12 protein-coding genes and 1 pseudogene are annotated in these 18,655 nt (G+C 61.0%); 5 read left to right on the top strand and 8 right to left on the bottom strand.

Annotated elements, in window-relative coordinates:
- Positions 1–153 precede the first annotated feature (153 nt).
- Together ISF28_RS18140 and ISF28_RS18145 are read left to right on the top strand one after the other, a co-directional pair.
- A complete protein-coding gene (locus ISF28_RS18140) occupies positions 154–1,467 on the top strand; it encodes a hypothetical protein (protein ID WP_198118582.1) in 1,314 nt (437 codons plus the stop codon).
- Positions 1,468–1,561: 94 nt separating this feature from the next.
- A complete protein-coding gene (locus ISF28_RS18145) occupies positions 1,562–4,747 on the top strand; it encodes a TonB-dependent receptor (protein ID WP_198118583.1) in 3,186 nt (1,061 codons plus the stop codon).
- Positions 4,748–4,817: 70 nt separating this feature from the next.
- Here ISF28_RS18145 and ISF28_RS18150 read toward each other — a convergent pair whose 3' ends face one another.
- The 7 genes from ISF28_RS18150 to ISF28_RS18180 all read right to left on the bottom strand — a co-directional run bounded on the left by ISF28_RS18150 (position 4,818) and on the right by ISF28_RS18180 (position 12,465).
- The gene (locus ISF28_RS18150; protein ID WP_229519181.1) at positions 4,818–5,288 is read right to left on the bottom strand and encodes a DUF4405 domain-containing protein; all 471 of its coding nucleotides are present in this window, start codon (positions 5,286–5,288) and stop codon (positions 4,818–4,820) included.
- Complete coding sequence (locus tag ISF28_RS18155) at positions 5,285–6,115, bottom strand: FAD:protein FMN transferase (RefSeq protein WP_198118584.1); 831 nt, start codon at positions 6,113–6,115, stop codon at positions 5,285–5,287. The genes ISF28_RS18150 and ISF28_RS18155 overlap by 4 nt, the downstream gene beginning before the upstream one ends.
- Positions 6,112–6,648, bottom strand: coding sequence for an FMN-binding protein (locus tag ISF28_RS18160; RefSeq protein ID WP_198118585.1), 537 nt, complete (start codon positions 6,646–6,648; stop codon positions 6,112–6,114). The genes ISF28_RS18155 and ISF28_RS18160 overlap by 4 nt, the downstream gene beginning before the upstream one ends.
- 22 nt (positions 6,649–6,670) lie before the next feature.
- Entirely contained in the window at positions 6,671–7,960 is a 1,290-nt protein-coding gene (locus tag ISF28_RS18165; RefSeq protein WP_198118586.1) for a putative porin, read from the bottom strand.
- 18 nt (positions 7,961–7,978) lie between these two features.
- Positions 7,979–9,193, bottom strand: a complete 1,215-nt coding sequence (locus ISF28_RS18170; protein WP_198118587.1) for a cytochrome-c peroxidase — start codon at positions 9,191–9,193, stop codon at positions 7,979–7,981.
- Positions 9,194–9,384: 191 nt separating this feature from the next.
- Complete coding sequence (locus tag ISF28_RS18175) at positions 9,385–11,382, bottom strand: hypothetical protein (RefSeq protein WP_198118588.1); 1,998 nt, start codon at positions 11,380–11,382, stop codon at positions 9,385–9,387.
- Between the two features lie 3 nt (positions 11,383–11,385).
- Positions 11,386–12,465, bottom strand: a complete 1,080-nt coding sequence (locus ISF28_RS18180; protein WP_198118589.1) for a hypothetical protein — start codon at positions 12,463–12,465, stop codon at positions 11,386–11,388.
- A 460-nt stretch (positions 12,466–12,925) separates the two neighbouring features.
- On the opposite strand from ISF28_RS18180, the gene ISF28_RS18185 reads away from it, so the two are divergent.
- Entirely contained in the window at positions 12,926–14,329 is a 1,404-nt protein-coding gene (locus tag ISF28_RS18185) for a tyrosinase family protein (RefSeq protein ID WP_198118590.1), read from the top strand.
- Positions 14,330–14,384: 55 nt separating this feature from the next.
- Positions 14,385–15,536, top strand: coding sequence for a GNAT family N-acetyltransferase (locus tag ISF28_RS18190; RefSeq protein ID WP_198118591.1), 1,152 nt, complete (start codon positions 14,385–14,387; stop codon positions 15,534–15,536).
- Positions 15,537–17,021: 1,485 nt separating this feature from the next.
- Here ISF28_RS18190 and ISF28_RS18195 read toward each other — a convergent pair.
- Entirely contained in the window at positions 17,022–17,786 is a 765-nt protein-coding gene (locus ISF28_RS18195) for a group II intron maturase-specific domain-containing protein (RefSeq protein WP_198118592.1), read from the bottom strand.
- On the opposite strand from ISF28_RS18195, the pseudogene ISF28_RS18200 reads away from it, so the two are divergent.
- Positions 17,697–18,192 (top strand): annotated as a pseudogene (locus tag ISF28_RS18200) (integrase core domain-containing protein); the annotation flags it as partial. The gene ISF28_RS18195 and the pseudogene ISF28_RS18200 overlap by 90 nt on opposite strands.
- Positions 18,193–18,655 lie beyond the last annotated feature (463 nt).

Below are 18,655 nucleotides of genomic sequence, written 5' to 3' on the forward strand. Positions count from 1 at the left end.
GTACATCCCTTTATCGGCATCCGCCCTGGCGCGTGCGTTCCCGCACGTCGCGCCGGCCCCCCGTTGCCCTTTGGCGCGCGTTTTGCGGGATTGATGAACAACGAGTTAACACAACAGAAAACAGAAAGGAACACCACCATGAGGAGACCCGCGATGAAGTTCCAGATAACAGCAATTATGCTTGGCTGCGCCGCCCTGCTCGGCGGCTGCGGCGGCGGCGGCGGCGGCAGCGCCAGCGACGGCGGCGTGGAGCAGACAATAGATTTCTCGCTCCCGTTCTCGGGCCAGGCGATCATCGGCTTGCCGGGCAGTACCGCGACCGCCACGCTGAAAGCGACGGCGAGTTCCGGCGGACCCGTGACCTACGCCTCGAACACGCCGGACACGTGCAGCGTCAGCGGGGATCAGCTGTCGCTGCTGAAAGCGGGCGAATGCTCGGTGACGGCCACCCAGGCCGGTACCGGCGGCTATGCGCCGGTCTCGAAGCGCCAGCTGTTCGTCATTCCGAAAAACCCGCAGCTCGTCACCAAGTTCCCGAACCCGGGTTGGCAACCGCTCGATTCGACGCCGGTGCAACTGTCCGCCAGCTTCAACACGGGCCTGCCGGTCACCTTCACGAGCAAGACGCCTGACGTGTGCTCGGTCAGCGGCAGCACGATGACCAAGCTCGCCAACGGGATGTGCACCATCACCGCCGAGCAGGCCGGCAATGACTACTATGCGGCGGCGACGGTGGACAGGCACATCCCGATCGGCACCGAAAAGGTGGCCGCGCTGAATTTCGTGACCGGCTACAAGGATGGCGGCACTACCAACGAAGGCCTCATCGGTCATCCGGGCAACCAATGGTGGTGCCAGGACTGCGATACGAAAGCGTCCAGCGACGGCAACAGCTACACGTTTACCGCGAGCTGGGGAGCGCCTCCGAAACCTGGGGACTGGGACTATAACTCGGCGTTGTTCACGCTGTTCGGAACCGGCCTCGACGACACCGATCTCTATTCGCCCAACGGCTGGTACAGGGGCGGCGTGAAAGCCGCGTCTTTCAGCAAGCCCAGCGCCATACCCAAAGGCGTGCAGATCGACATCCAGGGCGCATTGCATTTCAATCTCGCGCAAAATCCCGAATGGTTCGGCTCGAGCAACAACAAGTTCAACGTCGAACTGTTCCTCGCCCACTTCAACCCCAACAAAGTGGACGGGCAAGGCAATGTGTGCAACGTGACCTTGAAAGCCACGGTCCAGCCCACCGCCGCTGCCGCCACGGACTACAGCGTCGGCCTCAAGGATCAGTTCACGATCAGCGACACGTGCGACCTGAGCGGCCTGGACGTTTGGGACGAGCTGCAGACCTTCCCGGTCGTCGAGATCAAATTCTCCGCAGTGCAGCCGAACGGGGAGAAGGCCGACGCATCCGGGAAATACGTGAGCCAGTACACCCTGACCGGCCCGATCTACTTCCAGTGACAACCGACTGATATTCAAGGCCACCGCATGACACGGTGGCAATCAAGGCATACACAAGAGGACACAAATAATGACAAGAGTTGAGACGAAGATCGTGAGGAAGCCGATCAAGATGACCGCGCTGGCATTCGCCGCGGCGCAGGTCGCGCTGTTGTGCGGCAACGCCGCGCACGCGCAGACGGACACGTCGACGAAGGAACAAGACGCCAAGGACGGCAAGACCCAGACCGTCGTGGTGACCGGCCAGCGCAAGCAGTTGGAGACCGCCACTGCCATCAAGCGGAATTCCGACTTGATCGTTGACTCGGTCGTGGCCGACGAGGCCGGCAAGCTGCCCGACAAGTCGATTACCGAAGTGCTGCAGCGGGTGGTCGGGGTCACGATGGACCGTAACCGCTCGCGCCAGGGCGCCAGCCTGGCCGCGACCGGCCTGGAATTCAACGTCGAAGGCTCGGGCATCCAGGTGCGCGGCCTTTCCTGGGGTTCTTCCACGCTGAACGGACGTGAAACCTTCTCGGCCGGCTGGCCTGGACGTGAACTGAGCTGGGGTGACGTGCCGCCGGAATTGATGGCGGGCGTGGACGTGTACAAGAACCCCTCCGCCGAACTGATCGAAGGCGGCGTCAGCGGCCAGGTCGACTTGCGCACCCGGCTGCCGTTCGATGCCAAGGGACAATATGGCGCGCTGACCGCCACGGGCAATTATGCCGAGCTGGGCAAGAAGAAATCACCGGGCTTCTCCGGCTTGTATTCCAACCGCTGGAAAACGTCCATGGGCGAATTCGGCGCGCTGGTGGATCTGTCCGTCAACAAAAACAAGAACCGCTTCGATTCGATCGGCCAATCCGTCTATTACCCAAGGAGCGATCTCATCGCGGGCAAGACGGCGTGGGTGCCGGCCGGCGTCAACTACGGTACCACCACCGGTGACGACCAGCGTACGGGCATCTATGGGGCATTGCAGTGGAAAAACCGCACCATGGAATCGTCGCTGACGTACTTCGATTCCTCTTTCCATCAAGTGAGCGAACAAAACAGTATCGGCATCTCCGCCGGCTCGAATTACGGCGACTCCGAAGATCCCTACAAGCTCATGTTCACCGACGCAAAGTTCGACGACAACGGCGTCTTCCAATCGGGCACAATGAGCCACCCGATCGGCGGCCAGGGCGCCAACGAGTTCGCGGCCGGCGGCATCGGTACGAACATCACGCGGAATTACAGCGAAATCCGTGGACGCACGCGCGAGGTGGCCTGGAACTTCAAGTGGCGGATCAATGAGAGCTGGACGTTCCAGAACGATCTGCAATGGGTTCATGCCACCAACTCCGGTGATTACGGCATGATCAACCTCGGCACCTTCGTGCCGAGCATGAGCGTCGACGAGACCGGCTCGCGTCCGTCGTTCACTTTCGACGACAAGGCCCGCGCTTTCCTGGCCGATCCGGGCAACTATTACTGGGGTATTTCTCAGCCTGATGTCAACAAGGCCAAGGCGGATCTGTATGCATGGAAAGCGGATGGCAAATACACCTTCGATGATCCGGTGCTGCGCGATTTCCGTTTTGGCGTACGCGTGACGAACCGTTCTACGCGTAAAGACAAGAATGCCGGGACGGGTTGGAAATCCTACGCCGAGTCGTGGGGCGTGCGTCCGACCGACGTGGCGGGGCAGTTGCCGAACGTCGCCGATTTGGGCTGGCAGCGCAGTAACTTCGGCTATCTGAGCGATCCAAAATATGCGGCCCTGGGCACCGTCGAACCCTACGCGTTCCCCGACTTCTTCAACGGCAGGATGACTGCGCCGCCAACGTTCATCGTCCCCACTTCGGCGATGGTCCACGATAAGCCGGGCGCGTACCGGAATCTGTTGACCGCACTGAAATATAATTGCATGGACGACAATGCAATCAAGGGCGGTACCAATGATTGTTCGACCGCCGGCAGCGACTGGAAGCCAGATGGCTACGACAACGACCCGCAGCACGTCAGCAGGCACAGCGAAGGGAGCCAGGCCGTGCACGGCACTTTGCGCTTCGGCTTCGACAACTGGAAATATCCGGTGGAAGGCAATGTGGGCGTACGCGTGGTCAGGACCAGCACGACGGCCCATGGCTACACGGTGTTCAAGCCCAGTTATAGTGTGAACACCAATCCGACCGTTCCCCGGTTCGGAGAGGTCAACGAACCGCTCGATCTGAAGGCCAATTACATCGACGTGCTCCCCAGCCTGAACCTGAAGGCGAGCCTGACGAACAATCTGCAGGCGCGGTTGGCGCTGTCCAAAGGCATTTCCCGTCCCGGCTTCGATCAGATGCAGGAGTACATCACCCTGTCGCAGAACGTGATAAGCGACCCCAACGATCCGAAGATGATCAAGACGATCACCTACACCGGCAATAACGACGGCAACGTGAAGCTGAAGCCGCTCAAGTCGAACAACTTCGACGTGTCGCTGGAATGGTATCCGCATCCTGGACAATCCCTGACCGCCGCGGTGTTCTACAAGCAGGTCAAGGACATCATCATGAAGGAAACCTATACCAGGACGTACAAGGACCTTGCCGGCCAGGATATGGACTTCATGATCACCGGGCCGGCCAACGCAGCCAAGGCCCGGGTGCGAGGTATCGAAGTGGCCGGTATGACTTACCTCGATCACCTGCCTGTCATTAGCGACGATCTGCCTGACTGGGCGAAAGGATTCGGCGTTTCCTCGAACTTCACCTACATCGACGGCAAGCAGCAACTGTATCACCCGTTCAAGGGGGATTATTGCCCGGCCGGCGCCCTGTCGGGTACCCTTTTGCTGTTCGGTTGCGACACCAATGGCTTACCGTACAAGGATTTGCCGGTGCCGTACATGTCGAAGCGCGCATTCAACCTGGCGTTCATGTACGACCACGGTCCGGTGTCGGCGCGCCTGGCTTACAGCTGGCGTGACCGCATGCTGCTGGCGACGGGCATCTATGCCGCCAACAGCACCAACGGCACCAGCGCCGACCCGTCGCGCTTGTACGCCCCCGATTCGGCGCAGCCGGACGTCAAGGTCGAGCCGCATGACGTGGGCTTTGCGCCACCGATTTGGCAGGAAGCCGTGGGCCAGTGGGATGCGGGTATCAGCTACCGCTTCAGCGACCACTTCTCGGGCAGCTTCAATATCAGCAACCTGACCCGTACCGTGACGAGGCAGACGACCCAGCAGGCGCCCGGCAACATGGGCAGCTCCTGGTTCGATCCGGGCCGCAGCTTCCGGATGCAGGCGACCTACACGTTCTGATCTGAAGCACCCGCGGGGCGCGGCATGGCCTGACAGGCATGCCGCGCCCCGCCTCGTTTTACGATGACGGTCAACCGCGCACGCTGCGCCGCCCGACGATCACGTGCAGGACGAACAGCACGGCCACCACGAAGCCGACGCTCCAGTGCAGCAGCGACCAGACCGGACGGTCGCTTTCGCCGGCCACGTAGTACAGGCCGTAGCCGGTGAGCGTCAGGAAGGACAGGGTCACGATCATCGCCCACCCGGTGAGCGCGTTGCGGCCGGCCCGCAGCGCCCGGCGCACGTGCAGGTGCAGCAGGCTGCCGACGAAGAACAGCGAGGCCATCGCCGCCGCGCCATGCAATTTCATGGCCCAGGGTTCGAGCGGATTGACCGATTCGCCGAACTCGGTCACGGGGCGCAGGAAGTAGCGCAACACCAGCCACGCGGCACCCGACACGAGCAGCAGGATACCGGTCGCGTAGATGCTGCGGCGGTGCCAGCGTTCGAGCTTGAAGGAAAGAAGACGGCCGGTGGTCGGGCTGGGCATGCGGGTCATGGGTCTCGGATCAGGAAAGCGGTGGCATCGAGCGCGGCCAGTGCCGGGTGGGTGCAGTCGCCGGTCGCCAGGACGACCTTGGTCAACGCATCCGCCACGGCGCAGCGGCCCGCGCGCACGGACGCGCTGGCGTTCGAAACCAGCGGCTGGCCGTCGCGCGCGTCGAGCAGGGCGCTGACGACGCCGCCGCGATGCGCACGCGCCGAGAAATAACTCCCCGACGTCGCGAGGGCCGCGCCACACAGCATTATATGATGCGCGGCCCGCCCGGGCGCACCGGGCGCGCGCACCGCGACCGGCACCTCCATCGACCCGAAGGCGCGCAGGTCGCCGCCGGCGTTCACGCAACCGCCCGGCACGCCCGCCGCCTCCAGCACGGCGACGGCCGCATCCACGATATACCCCTTGGCGATGCCGCCGACGTCGATCCACCCCGCGCCGCATTTGCGTACGCAGCCGTCGTCCTCCAGCGCGAACACGCCGGCCGACGTCCGCGCGGCGGGCTCGGCCTGCTCCGGTGCGGGCGACGGCAGGATGTGCCGGTCGACCAGCCAGGGCGCGCACGCGATGTCGAACGCGCCGCCGGACAGGTCCGCGATTTCTCCGGCCAGCCGCAGGACGTCCCACGTGGCCGCGTCCACCCGGACCACGTCGCCCGGCGCCGCACGGTTGAAGCGCGCGATGTCGCTGGCCCCATCATGAAAACTCATCAACCGGTGCAGGCGCGCGATCTCGGCAAAGGCAGCCGAGACCACGTCCTGGCTGGACGTGCCCTCTACCGTGATGTCGACGAGGGTGCCGAGCCAGGGCTGCGCGCGGCGGATCATCTGGCCAGCGCGACCTGGGCCACGGCGGCGATGCGGCGCACGCCGTCCGTGACATGCGTGCAGGACAGGGTGGCGCCGCTGATGTTGTTGATGCCGCCGCCGATGCGCAAATCGCCGCTCCTGGCGCTCTTGCCGACGAACTGCCTGCGCCATGCGGGCAGGCGAATCTCGCTGCCGTGGCTTTCGCGGTACGCCAGGATTTCGACCTGGCGCACGCTGGCGTCCGGATTGACGCCGACGGCATACGAGATCAACTCGAATTTGCCGATCACGTCGTCCTGCACCATGTAGCCGAGCAGTTTCTCGCCCTTGTAGGCGGCCACGACACGCCATTGCACCGAACGCGTCGGCAGCCCCGCGATCTGCTCCACCTGGCGCATCTGCGCCAGGTCCAGCGACAGCGGCCGGGAATGGAACGCGTCGGCGTCCGGGAACATCAGCTTTTGCGCCTGTTCCGGGCTGAGGTATTGCGTCGCGAACGCGGGCGCGGCAACGGCGCTGGCGCCGAGGACGATCAAGGGAACATAGCGCATGACGATGCCTCCGGGGATACGATCAATAGGAGAAGCCGACGCCCAGGTTCACCCGGTCGAGCGACTTGTCTTGACGGAATTTCTGGTAATCCGCCTTGAGCACGACGCCCTGCGCGACCATCAGGTTGGCGCCGACGGTCGCCACGCGCTCGTACGGCGCGGACGGCACGCCCAGACCGGCGGGCAGTTGGGCATACGTGCGGGCCGTGTCGAAGCTTTCGAAACGGGCGAACGGGCTGAGCGAGAAATCGGCATTCTGCCAGAGTTTATATGCGGCCTGCAGATACCAGCCGGCGAAGCTGCTGGGGACGGGCGTCGGATTGCCGACGAAGGTCGCGTTGAGCGCTTCCGTGTTCGAGATGCGGCCGTAGGCCCACAGCGCCGACAAGTCCCACGCGCCCGGTGTGTAACGGGTGTGCAATTCGGCCAAGGTCACGCGCGCGTCGTTGGCGGAGAAATCGGTCGTCGCATGGCCCGCCTTGCCGGTGAAGACCGAGCCGCCGACGAGCAGGCCCGGATAGCCGCGCCAGTTGAGCGCGCCGTGCAGCTGCAGGTCGCGCGACTTCGCCAGCTGCCCTTCCTGGTGGATGGCGCCCAGCGGCGATTCGCGGCCCTCGCCGGAGGCGGCATCCCACTTGGTCAGGTCGAAGCCGGTGGTGAGGCCCGCATCCCACGCGAAGCCCTCGCCGAATTCGCCCGACAGGCCGACGCCGGCTTCGCGCCAGGTGGTCGGGATGATCGCCGTTTCGACGAAGTTGCGCTCGACGCCATAGTAGGCTGTCGGCTCGTGGTTCTGGTTCAGCAGGCCGACCGGCATCAGGAACAGGCCCGCCTTGCCGCGCAGGCCGTTATTGAACTCGCGCTCGACGTACATCTGCTCGACGGCCGACTCGCCGCTGTCCGAGGCGGACGCGATCGCATGCTCCCACTCGAATTCCGCGACCACTTTCGTCTTTTCGTCGAAGCGGTGCTGGACGCCGATCACGGCGCGGCGCAAATCCGTCTGCGCGCCGCTGGCGTTGCGTACGGGGTGGTTGTAGTTCACTTCGCCGTAGCCGGAGAAGACCGTGTCCGGCGTCGTGGCGGCAATCGCCGCGGGTGCCGGCGCGGCGGCGGCCGGCTGGGCCGGCGCGTTCGACGCGACCGCTGCCGCGGCCTGCGCGCGCTGCGCCGCGAGTTCGGCCTTCACTTGCTCGAGTTCCGCGGCGAGCTGCTCGACGCGTTTCGCCAGGTCGGTCTCCTGGGCAAGGGCCGCAACCGGAGCGGCAAGGAATGCGGCGGCCAGTGCCGCGCTGATGACACGTTGTTTCATGAATGTCCTTGGTTGATTTTAAGGTTGATAACCGTCGGTGAGCGTGCCGAGGAACTGGACCAGGTCGGCGATTTCGGCTTCGTTCAAGGCCGGCGCCATGCCCGGACGGCGGTTGTAAGGCACTTCCGTCGTGTTCACGTTCCCGCGCAGCGCCGGGGGCAGGTCGTTGAATTTGTCCACGGTGCCATCGGCGTTCACCGGATACCAGCGCTCCGGATTCGTATCACGCGTCACGTAGAAGCGAACGACATCGGTCAAATTCGTGAACGCACCGTTATGGAAGAACACCTTGCGCGTGGCGACGTTGCGCAGTGTCGGCACCTTGAAGGCGCCGCACAGGTCCATGCGCGCGGTCAGGTCGGTGCGATCGGGACCGCACAGGCCCAGGTCGAAGTAGGCCGGATCGCGCGTGGCCGGGATGCGCATGTTGCGCGGCACGCCCAGGTTGTCGTAGCTGAAGTCGGTAAACAAGGGCGCGCCGCCGTCCGCGCCGCGGGCGCTCGTGTGGCAGGCCGCGCAATTGCCTTTGTTCGGATCGTTGAACAGCGCCAGGCCGCGCAGCTCCGCATCGGACAAGGCCGCTTTGCCGGCCAGGAACAGGTCGTACTTCGAATCGAACGGGTGGAAGCGCGGATCCTCGTTTTCGAACTGTTGAAGCGCAAACTGGACGCGGCTGAACGCCTGGTCGACATTGTCGAAAATATGGTCGCCGAACGTGGCGCGGAATTGCGCCGCGTACGCCGCACGCTGCAGCCGCGCGACGACGTCCGCCTTGCTGGCGTTGGCCATCTCGTGCGGGGCCACGAACGGGCGTTCCGCCTGCTCCTGCAGCGTCTGGGCGCGGCCGTCGCGGTCGAAGCCGCCGACGGGCGTGCCGTCCGCCTCGAAGTGAAACGCCGGCGTCTGCTGCATGTAGCGCAGCGACGGCGATGCGCGGAAGCCCGGCACGTCGCCGTTCGGACCACCGAGCTGCACGGCCAGGTCGTTCGTGGGGCCGTGTGCATTGTCCGGATTGTGGCAGGTGGCGCACGACTGGCGGCCGGAGGCCGAGAGCGACACATCGTTGAAAATCTTTTCGCCCAGGACGGCGCCGGGGCTGAACGACGTCACGGCCGCGGCCGCCGACGTGGCCGGCGCGGGACTGCCGTCGCCACCGCCCCCGCATGCCGAGAGGGCGCCCGAAAGCAGGATGGCCAGGAGCAGGGTGGAGCGGCGGGAGGCAAGGCGGCGCATGTGTGAATGATAATGTAAATCTAAATGAGAACTATTCTAATTTAGAGATAAGTACGTGGCAACAAATAGATATCGTGACGACAGCGATATGTATCCGATTAGCAACTACCTGAGCTCATCGGGAAAAGATGCGGACGAGGCGCGACTTAACGGCAAGTCGCGCCTCGATCTTGGTCGTGCGGGCAATCGCCTTAGCCGGCGTTCACCATGTCGTCCACCAAGTCGCGGATGGGCCAATTCTTGAAGAAGAACTGGTCGTTGCCGGGGAAACGGTCGACCCCGAGGAGGGAGCAGGCCAAGCGGCCTTTATCGATGTCCGCCATCAGGCCTTTATCGGGAGGGAAAATTTTGCCCAGTAGCTCATCCCGCGCTCGAATCTCCTGGCCCTTGCCCCAGGGCACACCGATGGTTTGACCAAGCACCTGCAAGCACTCTCGTCCATCCTTGAAGACAATGTCATGGAAAGTAATTTCTGGGAGTTTGTTCCATTCGATGTCGAACTCCTGGTCGAATTGCGCTCTGAGCGCTGACTCCCGCGCAACGAGCGTCGCCAGCAAATCCTGCGTAACGGGCCGGCCTGGGCAAATATAAATGCTGTAGGCCGCCGGCGTATCGGGACAGGAAAGGGTCAAGGCGTCTTCGTAGGCCGCTTGTTTTCGGTGGTCCACCGCCCAGTTCGCGCCTGGGTCCTCCGCCTTCTTGTATTTGGCATCGACCAGCAGAACGCCGCCCATGTGCTTGCGCGTCGCCTCTCGATACGATTTGAATGGCGCACATTGCCAAAAAGCGCTCGGCCCCGGGCTCCACGTCCCGAGGCGGCACAGCATGGCGATGACTTCGGGACGGTCCGGATCGGGTCGTTGGACGCCGGTCAGCGCCAGAACAGGTTGGGCTACCTCCTTCTCGCCGCCAGGCGACGACACGGATGACCGGATTTGCGCCTGGGTTGGTGTACCGGTCGTAGCAAGGTACTCATGCGTGCCGGAAAGCGTCATGACGACCGGGCCTTCGCTCAGGTGGAGCTTCTCGACCCGGTGCCACCCTTGCTCGGGTTCGTACTCGCGTTTGAACTCCGCCGGTGACAGGATGGCGTCGGGATAGGGGTGCCCCAGCTTCTTGCCATTCGTCAGGAAGGTATGCCAGTCCCCACCGTTTTTACACAGCACCTGTTCGTCTTCCAGGGGAGGCTGGAAGCCGTCGTGCTGGAGCCGGTCGATCGTGTCGGGAGCGAGGTTGCCGTTCTCGATCCAGCAAAGACGGTTCCTGAACTGCTCCGCGGTCGCCAGCCGGGTCAGGACCATCCACTCCCATACGGGCCAGAAGCCGTCGAGCCCCCAGAGAATGCCGTTGCCGTGCGGCGTGTCCGCGGGCGGATACAAGAACCGCACCACTGCGTCGTAGAGCCGGTGGTAATCCTCATCCTTGAGCGCCGTCACCCGGTCGATGACGTCGAGTTTATCCCTGAGCGTATCGCGGGTCCGTTGCCATTCGTCGGCCTCCCAGCAGCTGGCCGAAGGCCAAAGGTGCTTGGATTCGAAATTCTCGGCGAGGACGCGAATGTCGTCCCGCAAGGGATCCGGATCACGCTCGGCCCAGACATGTTCGCGCAGATCGCGCAACAGGAAGCAATACAGGCCAACCAGATCGGAGGGCAGTACGGTCAGCGTGGTCGCCGGATGAAACGCCGCGTCGTCGAAAAACGTGTCGTCGTCCTGGTAGATGCGCCCGGCATCCGTCCGCTCGAAATACCGCAAATCGGAAGCCGGTCTGTCGGTGAAGCGCAGCCGCCGCTCCAGGCCGAGAATCGTCAGTTCGTCAAATGCGTCCAGCAGACTGTCGAAGGCATCGAAATGGCGGTAATAGTAGACGTCGCCTTCCTCATGGCGAACGATCCATTCGCGACCCGCTTGCAAGGCCGCACCGGCGTCCTCATGCGCGGCAGCGTCCTCTTTTTGCCGCTCCTGGTTGCGCCGTGCGACCGACCGGAATCGTCGAAACAGTTTAAAGAAGGCGATGTGCAAATCGCGGGCGGCGGCATACGGCTGATTACCACCAGGCCGCGGATAGCCGATCGGCAGACGGAATACCAAATCCTTGCCGCGCGCATACATGCCGACAAATGCCCAAGACGGATGCGAGGTGGACGACGCCTCACCCGCGTTTTCGAAGACGACGCGACTATAGTCCATCGCTTACGGCTTCTGCATGGCGGCGACGAAGTCCCCCGCCTTGTTCGCGAAATCGCCGAACGTGTGCAACTTCTCATTCTTCAATTCCGCTTCCAGGGGCGTTTTATCCCTGGCGAACACGCTGTCCCACAAGTGGAACATGACTTTCGCGAGGTCCCGTCCGAGCATGGTCTTGTTCGCATCCCGATCGGTGCCCTTGATGAAGCGGGGGCCGAGCAACTTGTCGTCAAGACGTCGAATTGCCGTTCCTTTCTTCTTGATGAACTGGTTGACCTTGGTCCGGAAATCCTTCCATTCCAGTTGCGGCGGGGTGGCGATTTCCAGGATCGCGCCATCTTCGGTCATATACTCCCAATCCCATCGCCGCTTGAACGCGGAGTCCATGTAGTAAATCGATTCGTCGGAGGTATTGATGGTGGCCAGGAAGTAGAGATTCGGCGGCAGTTGGACCTTGAAGGTCAGCCGCTCCTTGGCGCCATCGGCCTCGACGATCTTGTCCTTGATCGACTCCAATTGAGAACCGATTTCAACGAATTTGTGGTTAGGCATCCTGACCTGCGCACCGGCGATGTCGAATTTTTCGGCGCCGGGGAGCAGTTGCTGGAGAAAAGCCTCGTACTCCATGACGGAAAGGCTGATGGGATAGGACGACCAGCCGTCATCGTCACGATCCAGCAGGTTGAACACGCTGCCGAAGATCGCCGCCGCGTTGCCGCGATTGAGTTCGTCGATCACGAGCAACACATTCCCGCCATCCGGCCAGCGCCTGTATGCCTCGGCCAGCGCGATCAGAAAATGTCCCGAACGGTAGGCATAACGCACTTTGCCGTCCTCGGCGCTGGCCGGCAACAGGCGCCCCATAAAGTCGCCGTAAGTATATTCCGGATGGAACACGGCATTTACGATCTGCTCGCTGGAATCGATGTTCAGCGCCGCGGCATAGCTGCCATCCGCATAAGCACCGTTTTGTCGACCGTGGATTTTGTAGGATTTACCGGTTCCGGGGGGACCGAAAATAATCATCTGGCGGGGAATGGCGCTCGTGTCAGCGTGTGCGGCGTTATCGGAAGGGGTGGTGGTCATGAAAATCTCGTAATTGGTCGGCACGTGGGCGAGCCAGGGAGGCCCGCAACTGGATTGCCTGCGCGGCATTTCCAGTATCGGCACGCCAGTATACCGTTTTCTTGCAAATGGATAATATCAGATTGTCACTGAATGGCACTGGCGTCAGTGTCAGCGATACGTATTTGAATGCCGGCATTGTCGTTCAGTTTGGTAGCACGCTCATACGATTAGTTTATCTGCCACCGCTCACTAGCCGCTGACGGAGGATTTTTGCAACAGAGCCTGTTGCATTCAAAAATAATCCAGCTCAGCGATAAGAATTATCAAACTTCATTCAAGTTTCGAGGAATAACGTTTGTCTATGCATTTCGGGTATGCGCCAGCGGGTGCGTTACCCAAAGGGCGCAGCTATTGAAAATGCACAAGCGTTTCCAAGGAGCTTATGATGACAAATGGTGTCCTGAGCAGAAGAAACTTCATGCAACGATCGGTGATGTTACTGGGGGCATCGTCGATCGCACCGACAGTTTTTGGCCGAACCGCCTTGATGGTGCGTCCGGAATGGCAGTCGTTCAAGACGACGTCGCATTATGACGCATTGATCAGAGCCGTCAAATTAATGAAGGCCAATACGAATGCCAACGATCCGAAAAGCTGGAATTATTGGACGAATATTCATCTGAGACAATGCCCGCACATGGTGCCTTATTTTTTCGCCTGGCATCGCGGATATTTGTATTATTTTGAGCGCCAATTACGCGCGGTGTCGGGCGATGCGAATCTCGTCCTGCCATATTGGGATTATTACACGCACCCGACCATACCGGCCGAGTTCACGAATCCTAACGGCGGCAATCCTCTTTACGTGGAGCGCGTGAATACCGACGTCCGGCAAGCCTTGACGATGGCGCCATTTTCTTCGACGCTCATTCATTTTCCCAGGGGTACATCCAACGCATTCGAGCCGAGTTTCGAAGAGATGCCGCATAACCCGGTGCATGACATCATCGGCAACTGGATGGCCGACATGCAGTCGCCGACCGACCCGATTTTCTGGTTGCACCATGCGAACGTCGACCGACTGTGGGTCGCCTGGGTGAATGCCGGCGCCGGGCGGAAGATGCCGGCCCTGACGCAACCATATTGGTCCGGCTGGCACACGTACACGAGCTCGCTTAAAATGCCGAGATCGTCCACCTACGGCACGCGCACGACACTGGCATACAGCTACCAGAACGAGGCATTCCCGAGCAGGCTGCCATTGGCGCAATTGGCGCCTGCCACCCTGCACCGCGTGCAGGCGACGCCGGACGACCTCCAGCGCGCCCGCCCGCCCATCGGCTCATTCCGCCTGTCGCCGTCGCGCCAGACGAGCGAACAGACGTTCGCCCTGGGCGGCGCGCTCGACGTCGGCCTGGACGACAGGTCGATCAGCGTCCAGTTGCCGGTGAGCTCGGAACATACGCACGCCCTGGCGCGGATCGCGACCGGAAGCGCCGCCGCCCTGCCCGGCAGCTCGAAACGCTACCGTTCCGTCGACCTCGTCCTTGACGACGTCGAAGTCACCGAGGCCGGAAAGGCGGGAGGATATTACTACCAGGTGTACCTGAACATCCCTGTCGCGGACGATGCCGCAAGCAAGTCGAGAGCCGTCCTCGTCGGCACGCTGGGCCCGTTCAAGATCAGCGGCGCGGCGCGCCATGGCGGCCCTGTCCAGTTGCGCTACCCGATCGGACGCGCCGTCTTCGCCGACGTGGCGTCGGAGGCCGGCATGATGTCAGTGTCGTTCGTGCGGGTCAACGGCGACCAGAGTCCCAAAGGCGGCGTCATCGGCGTTGGCGAAGTGCGGCTGGAAACGTCGACCGAGGACGAGGACTCGTAGCCCGGCAGTCTCCGTGGAAAAGTCGCCTGCATCGTCACTCTCGAGGATCAGTTTCATGTCGAACGAGTCTGCGATCAACGAAGCGAACCGCCCGATGGGACTGCAGCCGCCGGACCGCGCCGCACTGGAGCATGAGGTTTCCATTTCATGCCACGACACCGTGCCGGCGTCTCTTGAAGCGGAGCTGGTCCGGTTGTATCGCCACATGAATTCCTCGCTCTGCCACTACGCCGTCGCGCGCAGGGCGCGGAATGCCTATGCCTATTTGGCGCGCCGGGGAGAACATCCCCTGGCAATTTTCCTGTTCCAGCGCGAAGACCGCAGTATCGAGGTCTTCAACGAAATGATGCAGGTGGCACCGGCAGAAATCGAAAGGTTCGCACGGTACGTTTTCAGCCGCTTTCCGTCCGTCGCACGCATATCGTTTTCCAAGATCGGCAAGGACGTCGGGACGCTGTCTTTCCCCCGGCAGCAATACGGGCATGCCGAGGATATCGTGGTGAGTTTGCCCACCACCCCGGACGCCTATTTTTCCAGCCTGAGCGCCAAGACACGCTACAACATCAAGCACCAGATGAAGGCGATTGGCGCCGACTTCCCAGGCTTTTCCTTCGAGACCTATGAGAACGGCGCGATCCCGGAAAACCATGTCTCGGGCCTCATCGACCTGAAGAAGGCCAACATGGATGAAAAACGCGTCAAGTTCGGCATCACGCCGGAAGAAACGGCGTGGATCATGGAACGCGCGAAGACCAACGGATTGCTCATCGTCGCCCTGCTCGACGGCAAGGTATGCGGCGGCAGCTTGAGCTTTTGTCTTGACGACCATTATTTCGCGCACGTGAATGGCTACGATACGCGTTTCGCGAAATACAGCCTGGGCATGTTGTGCTGCTATCTCGCCATGAGGGAAACCATCCAGCGCGGCGCCAAGGAAGCACATCTGAGCTGGGGACGGAACCCGTACAAATTCAAGCTGCTGGGCGTCGCGCGCGATATGGCCAATCTGGACATCTACCGGTCGCGCATGGCGTATTTCCGGTATCTCAATCGCGTGCTCAGGAATGCGCTGGGCGATGTCGTCGAACGGCAAAAACTGACGCTTCTGGAATATGAGCATCGCAATGGTTTTCTGCCGGCGCTTGCAGGGCGGGTTGTCAAGGTCATGCGGAGAATCAAGCGAGCAAGCTTTCGTCCCTCCGGCTGATTGCGGCGTGGCCGATCGAAAACAAAAACACCAGCCCTGAGCTGGTGTTCTGCTTCACAACTGCTGCTGTGGACGAACAAAAAAGTTTGACACAAGCGCACCTCTGGCGTACCGACTCCGATATGCCGAGCATTGAAATAATGTTCGACACAACCGCCCTTCGAAGCGTCTCAGATCCTCGATTTGCAACAATAAAGTTTGACACAGCCTGTAGGCCGTCGCCAAGACCACATGTCCATCCGCTATTGACCCTGCATTTCTAAAGAGGCTTCGCCCAATGGAATTTTATAAGCCAGAATGAAAGTAAAACGCACGGTAGTACAAGCAAAAGCTGGATAAACATGGCAATCGGCAGGACTATGAGTATAAGGAAACTGCCCAATCCGCTGGCAATACCTATTGCTGGCCATAATTTTGACAGTCGGACATTGCGTATCCATTGGACGCTCATGACGATATGGGCCACCCAAGCCACAACCCACATGCATTTCATAAAAACCGGAACTTGGTCAGTCCCCATCCCGGCGCTCATGACGAATATCCCTGGCAATGTGAAAGCGTAGTAGAGAAAAACGATACCTAACCTTTGGAACGTCGGCCTACTGGATGAAGATCTTCTAAACTGGATTTCCAAGGAAGACTCCTTATTGGATTGCGCAACCGATAGCTGACGTTAGAAAAATCATCGCTTCACCGCACCTTTTTGTCTAACTTTATTGTTTTGTGCCCGACTTTATTGTCCGTCCACAGCTGTGTGGCGGGATAATAAAGTTTGACAGAGCCTCTCTAACAAAATCAATGGGTTAGCGGGTGCGGATACAAGTTCGAACGCAAATAAAGTTTGACACAAGAACCTCTTCAAGCATTTGCCGTCGAATTCCTGCAATAATAAAGTTTGACACAACCCTCCCCCAGCAGGGGCCCAGCTACGCGATGGAGGGGGACCATTCGCCGTTACCCGCTAAGTTGCCCCAGCAAGATGAGCCCATAAAAGGCCCAAGCGCCGTTGATGGCGCCATCAACGTTAGCGAACAGCAAAGCAACCAAGCGCGGGTGCTGATGTGTACCCGCTGATCGAAGTCATTGCCGAATTCCCGCTTAACACACATCGTCCAGTGCCGACAATGGCCGCATCGAATCTACAGCTCGGCCGCCGAGCGCACTGTGGTGTCTCGCTAGGCCGACGTAACTTCCTTTTGCCGATGCTGACGACGGTAGCGAATGCGCTGCCGCAATGTATGGGCTGCTCGGAACGGCCAGGCTGGCTGAACGCAGCTTCCCAGTGGGGTGGCAAGCATCATCTCGCTTCCTGCTTAAGCTCAAGAGCTCAAGACGACGCAGGACAACGCTTACACTGGTTAGCTCGCGGTAGAACTTGCACAGTAGGGATGGGACGCCCATGCTGAACGCAATCGAGTAGGGGACGGAGTTACCCCCGCCGCCCTCTCACACCACCGTACGTGCGGTTCCGCATACGGCGTTTCATCAAACACACTGGAAGCGCTGTTGGGTGTCCGACAGCGAGACCAAACCCAGGACGTCGAAGAAGCGCTTCGGATACGCATCAAGCATGTGGCGTGCGCCGGCGTTCCACCATGGGCCTCGTCCATTACTTGCCGATTTCCACGCCCGATGCGCGTCCAGCCCTCGTTCCTGCAAGCGTCGGTTCCGGGCCGCTGGATGCTTCCATTGACGCCATAACAAACACCGCAGCTTGCGACGTATCCACCCATCCAAGTCTTGCAGTACACCTTTTACCTCGGTCAAACGGAAGTACGACGTCCAGCCACGTAGCGCCGGGTTCAGTTCGTTGATCGTAGCTCCGAGGTTGCGCGAGGCATTCCCGACGACGATTTCCCGTACCCTGCCCTTGAGTCGCTCGATACTGCTCTCCGCGATCTTTAGGCGTACCAGCTTGTGCCACGTAAAACTGTAGCCAAGGAACTTCCTGTGCCAAGGCCGTGCGACGGCACTTTTCTCTCGATTCACTCGCAGCTTGAGCTTTCGCTCCAGATAGTCAGTGGTCGTTGCCATCGCACGCCATCCCGCCTTTTCGCTCCCGACATAGATGTTGCAGTCGTCGGCGTAACGACAGAACTTGTGCCTCCTGTGCTCCAATTCACGGTCGAGATCGGTCAGCAGGATATTCGACAGCACCGGTATTCGCGCCGCGTGCTGGCCTGGCGCGTCAGCAACAGCATGGACGCGTCGTTCTGCGTGGACTGCCTGGAAGACGCCTTGCGTCACCACGGCGGGCCGGAGGTTTCAACAGCGACCAGGGTTCACCAGCGACGCGTTCACCGGCGTGCTCAAACGCGAAGGCGTGGCGATCAGCATGGACGGGCGCGGTCGGGCACTGGACAACATCTTCGTCGAGCGTTTGTGGCGCAACGTGAAGTACGAGGACGTGTACCTGAAGGGCTACGCCAACATGGCCGAGCTGACGGTCGGTCTGGCGCAGTACTTCGCGTTCTACAACGCCGTGAGGCCGCATCAGACGTTGGGCTACGAGACGCCGGACCATGTCTACCGGGCCGGCGTCGGAGGCGGTGCGCTGATCATCGACAGGTTCGACAGCGCGGCCCCGGAACGGGAAGAAGACGACAGTACGGGGCAGCGCCGGGCAGCTGCTGGAGTGGCAATGGACACCGCTTAAACTCGCTGGCTGAGTGTCTTGACTGACGGGTCCACTTTAGATCTCCCCGGGTATTGCGCACCTACCTTCCCGCTTATGCCTGTCGGATCTACGTCGCAGCCTTCCGGACAAGTATTGGGCTTTGGCGATAATGGACACCTCACCCGGCTGCGCCGCCTCATATCCGCTTCCTGTTCGTCAGACCAGCGTTTTGCCTTCGGCTTCCTTCAGATTCGCAGTCGCCCGCGACACCCTTGCCGTTCAGCTAACTCTTCCCCTTGTCGGGCGAGTAGAGGACTTTCACCTCCAAGTAGGTGCGCCCTGCCGGGCGCACCCACAAAAAAAAAACCGCCACAAGGCGGTTTTTTCAAAACTTTTGTATCTACAGTAAAGCTGTGAAGCCGTATAGACCGCATCAGCGTCGCGAGGGGCCGGTACTGCTCCAGCACATCCTCACCAGAATCCATTCTATACCCTTACTCAA

Source organism: Massilia rhizosphaerae (genome assembly GCF_016093545.1).
Lineage (GTDB): Bacteria > Pseudomonadota > Gammaproteobacteria > Burkholderiales > Burkholderiaceae_D > Telluria > Telluria rhizosphaerae.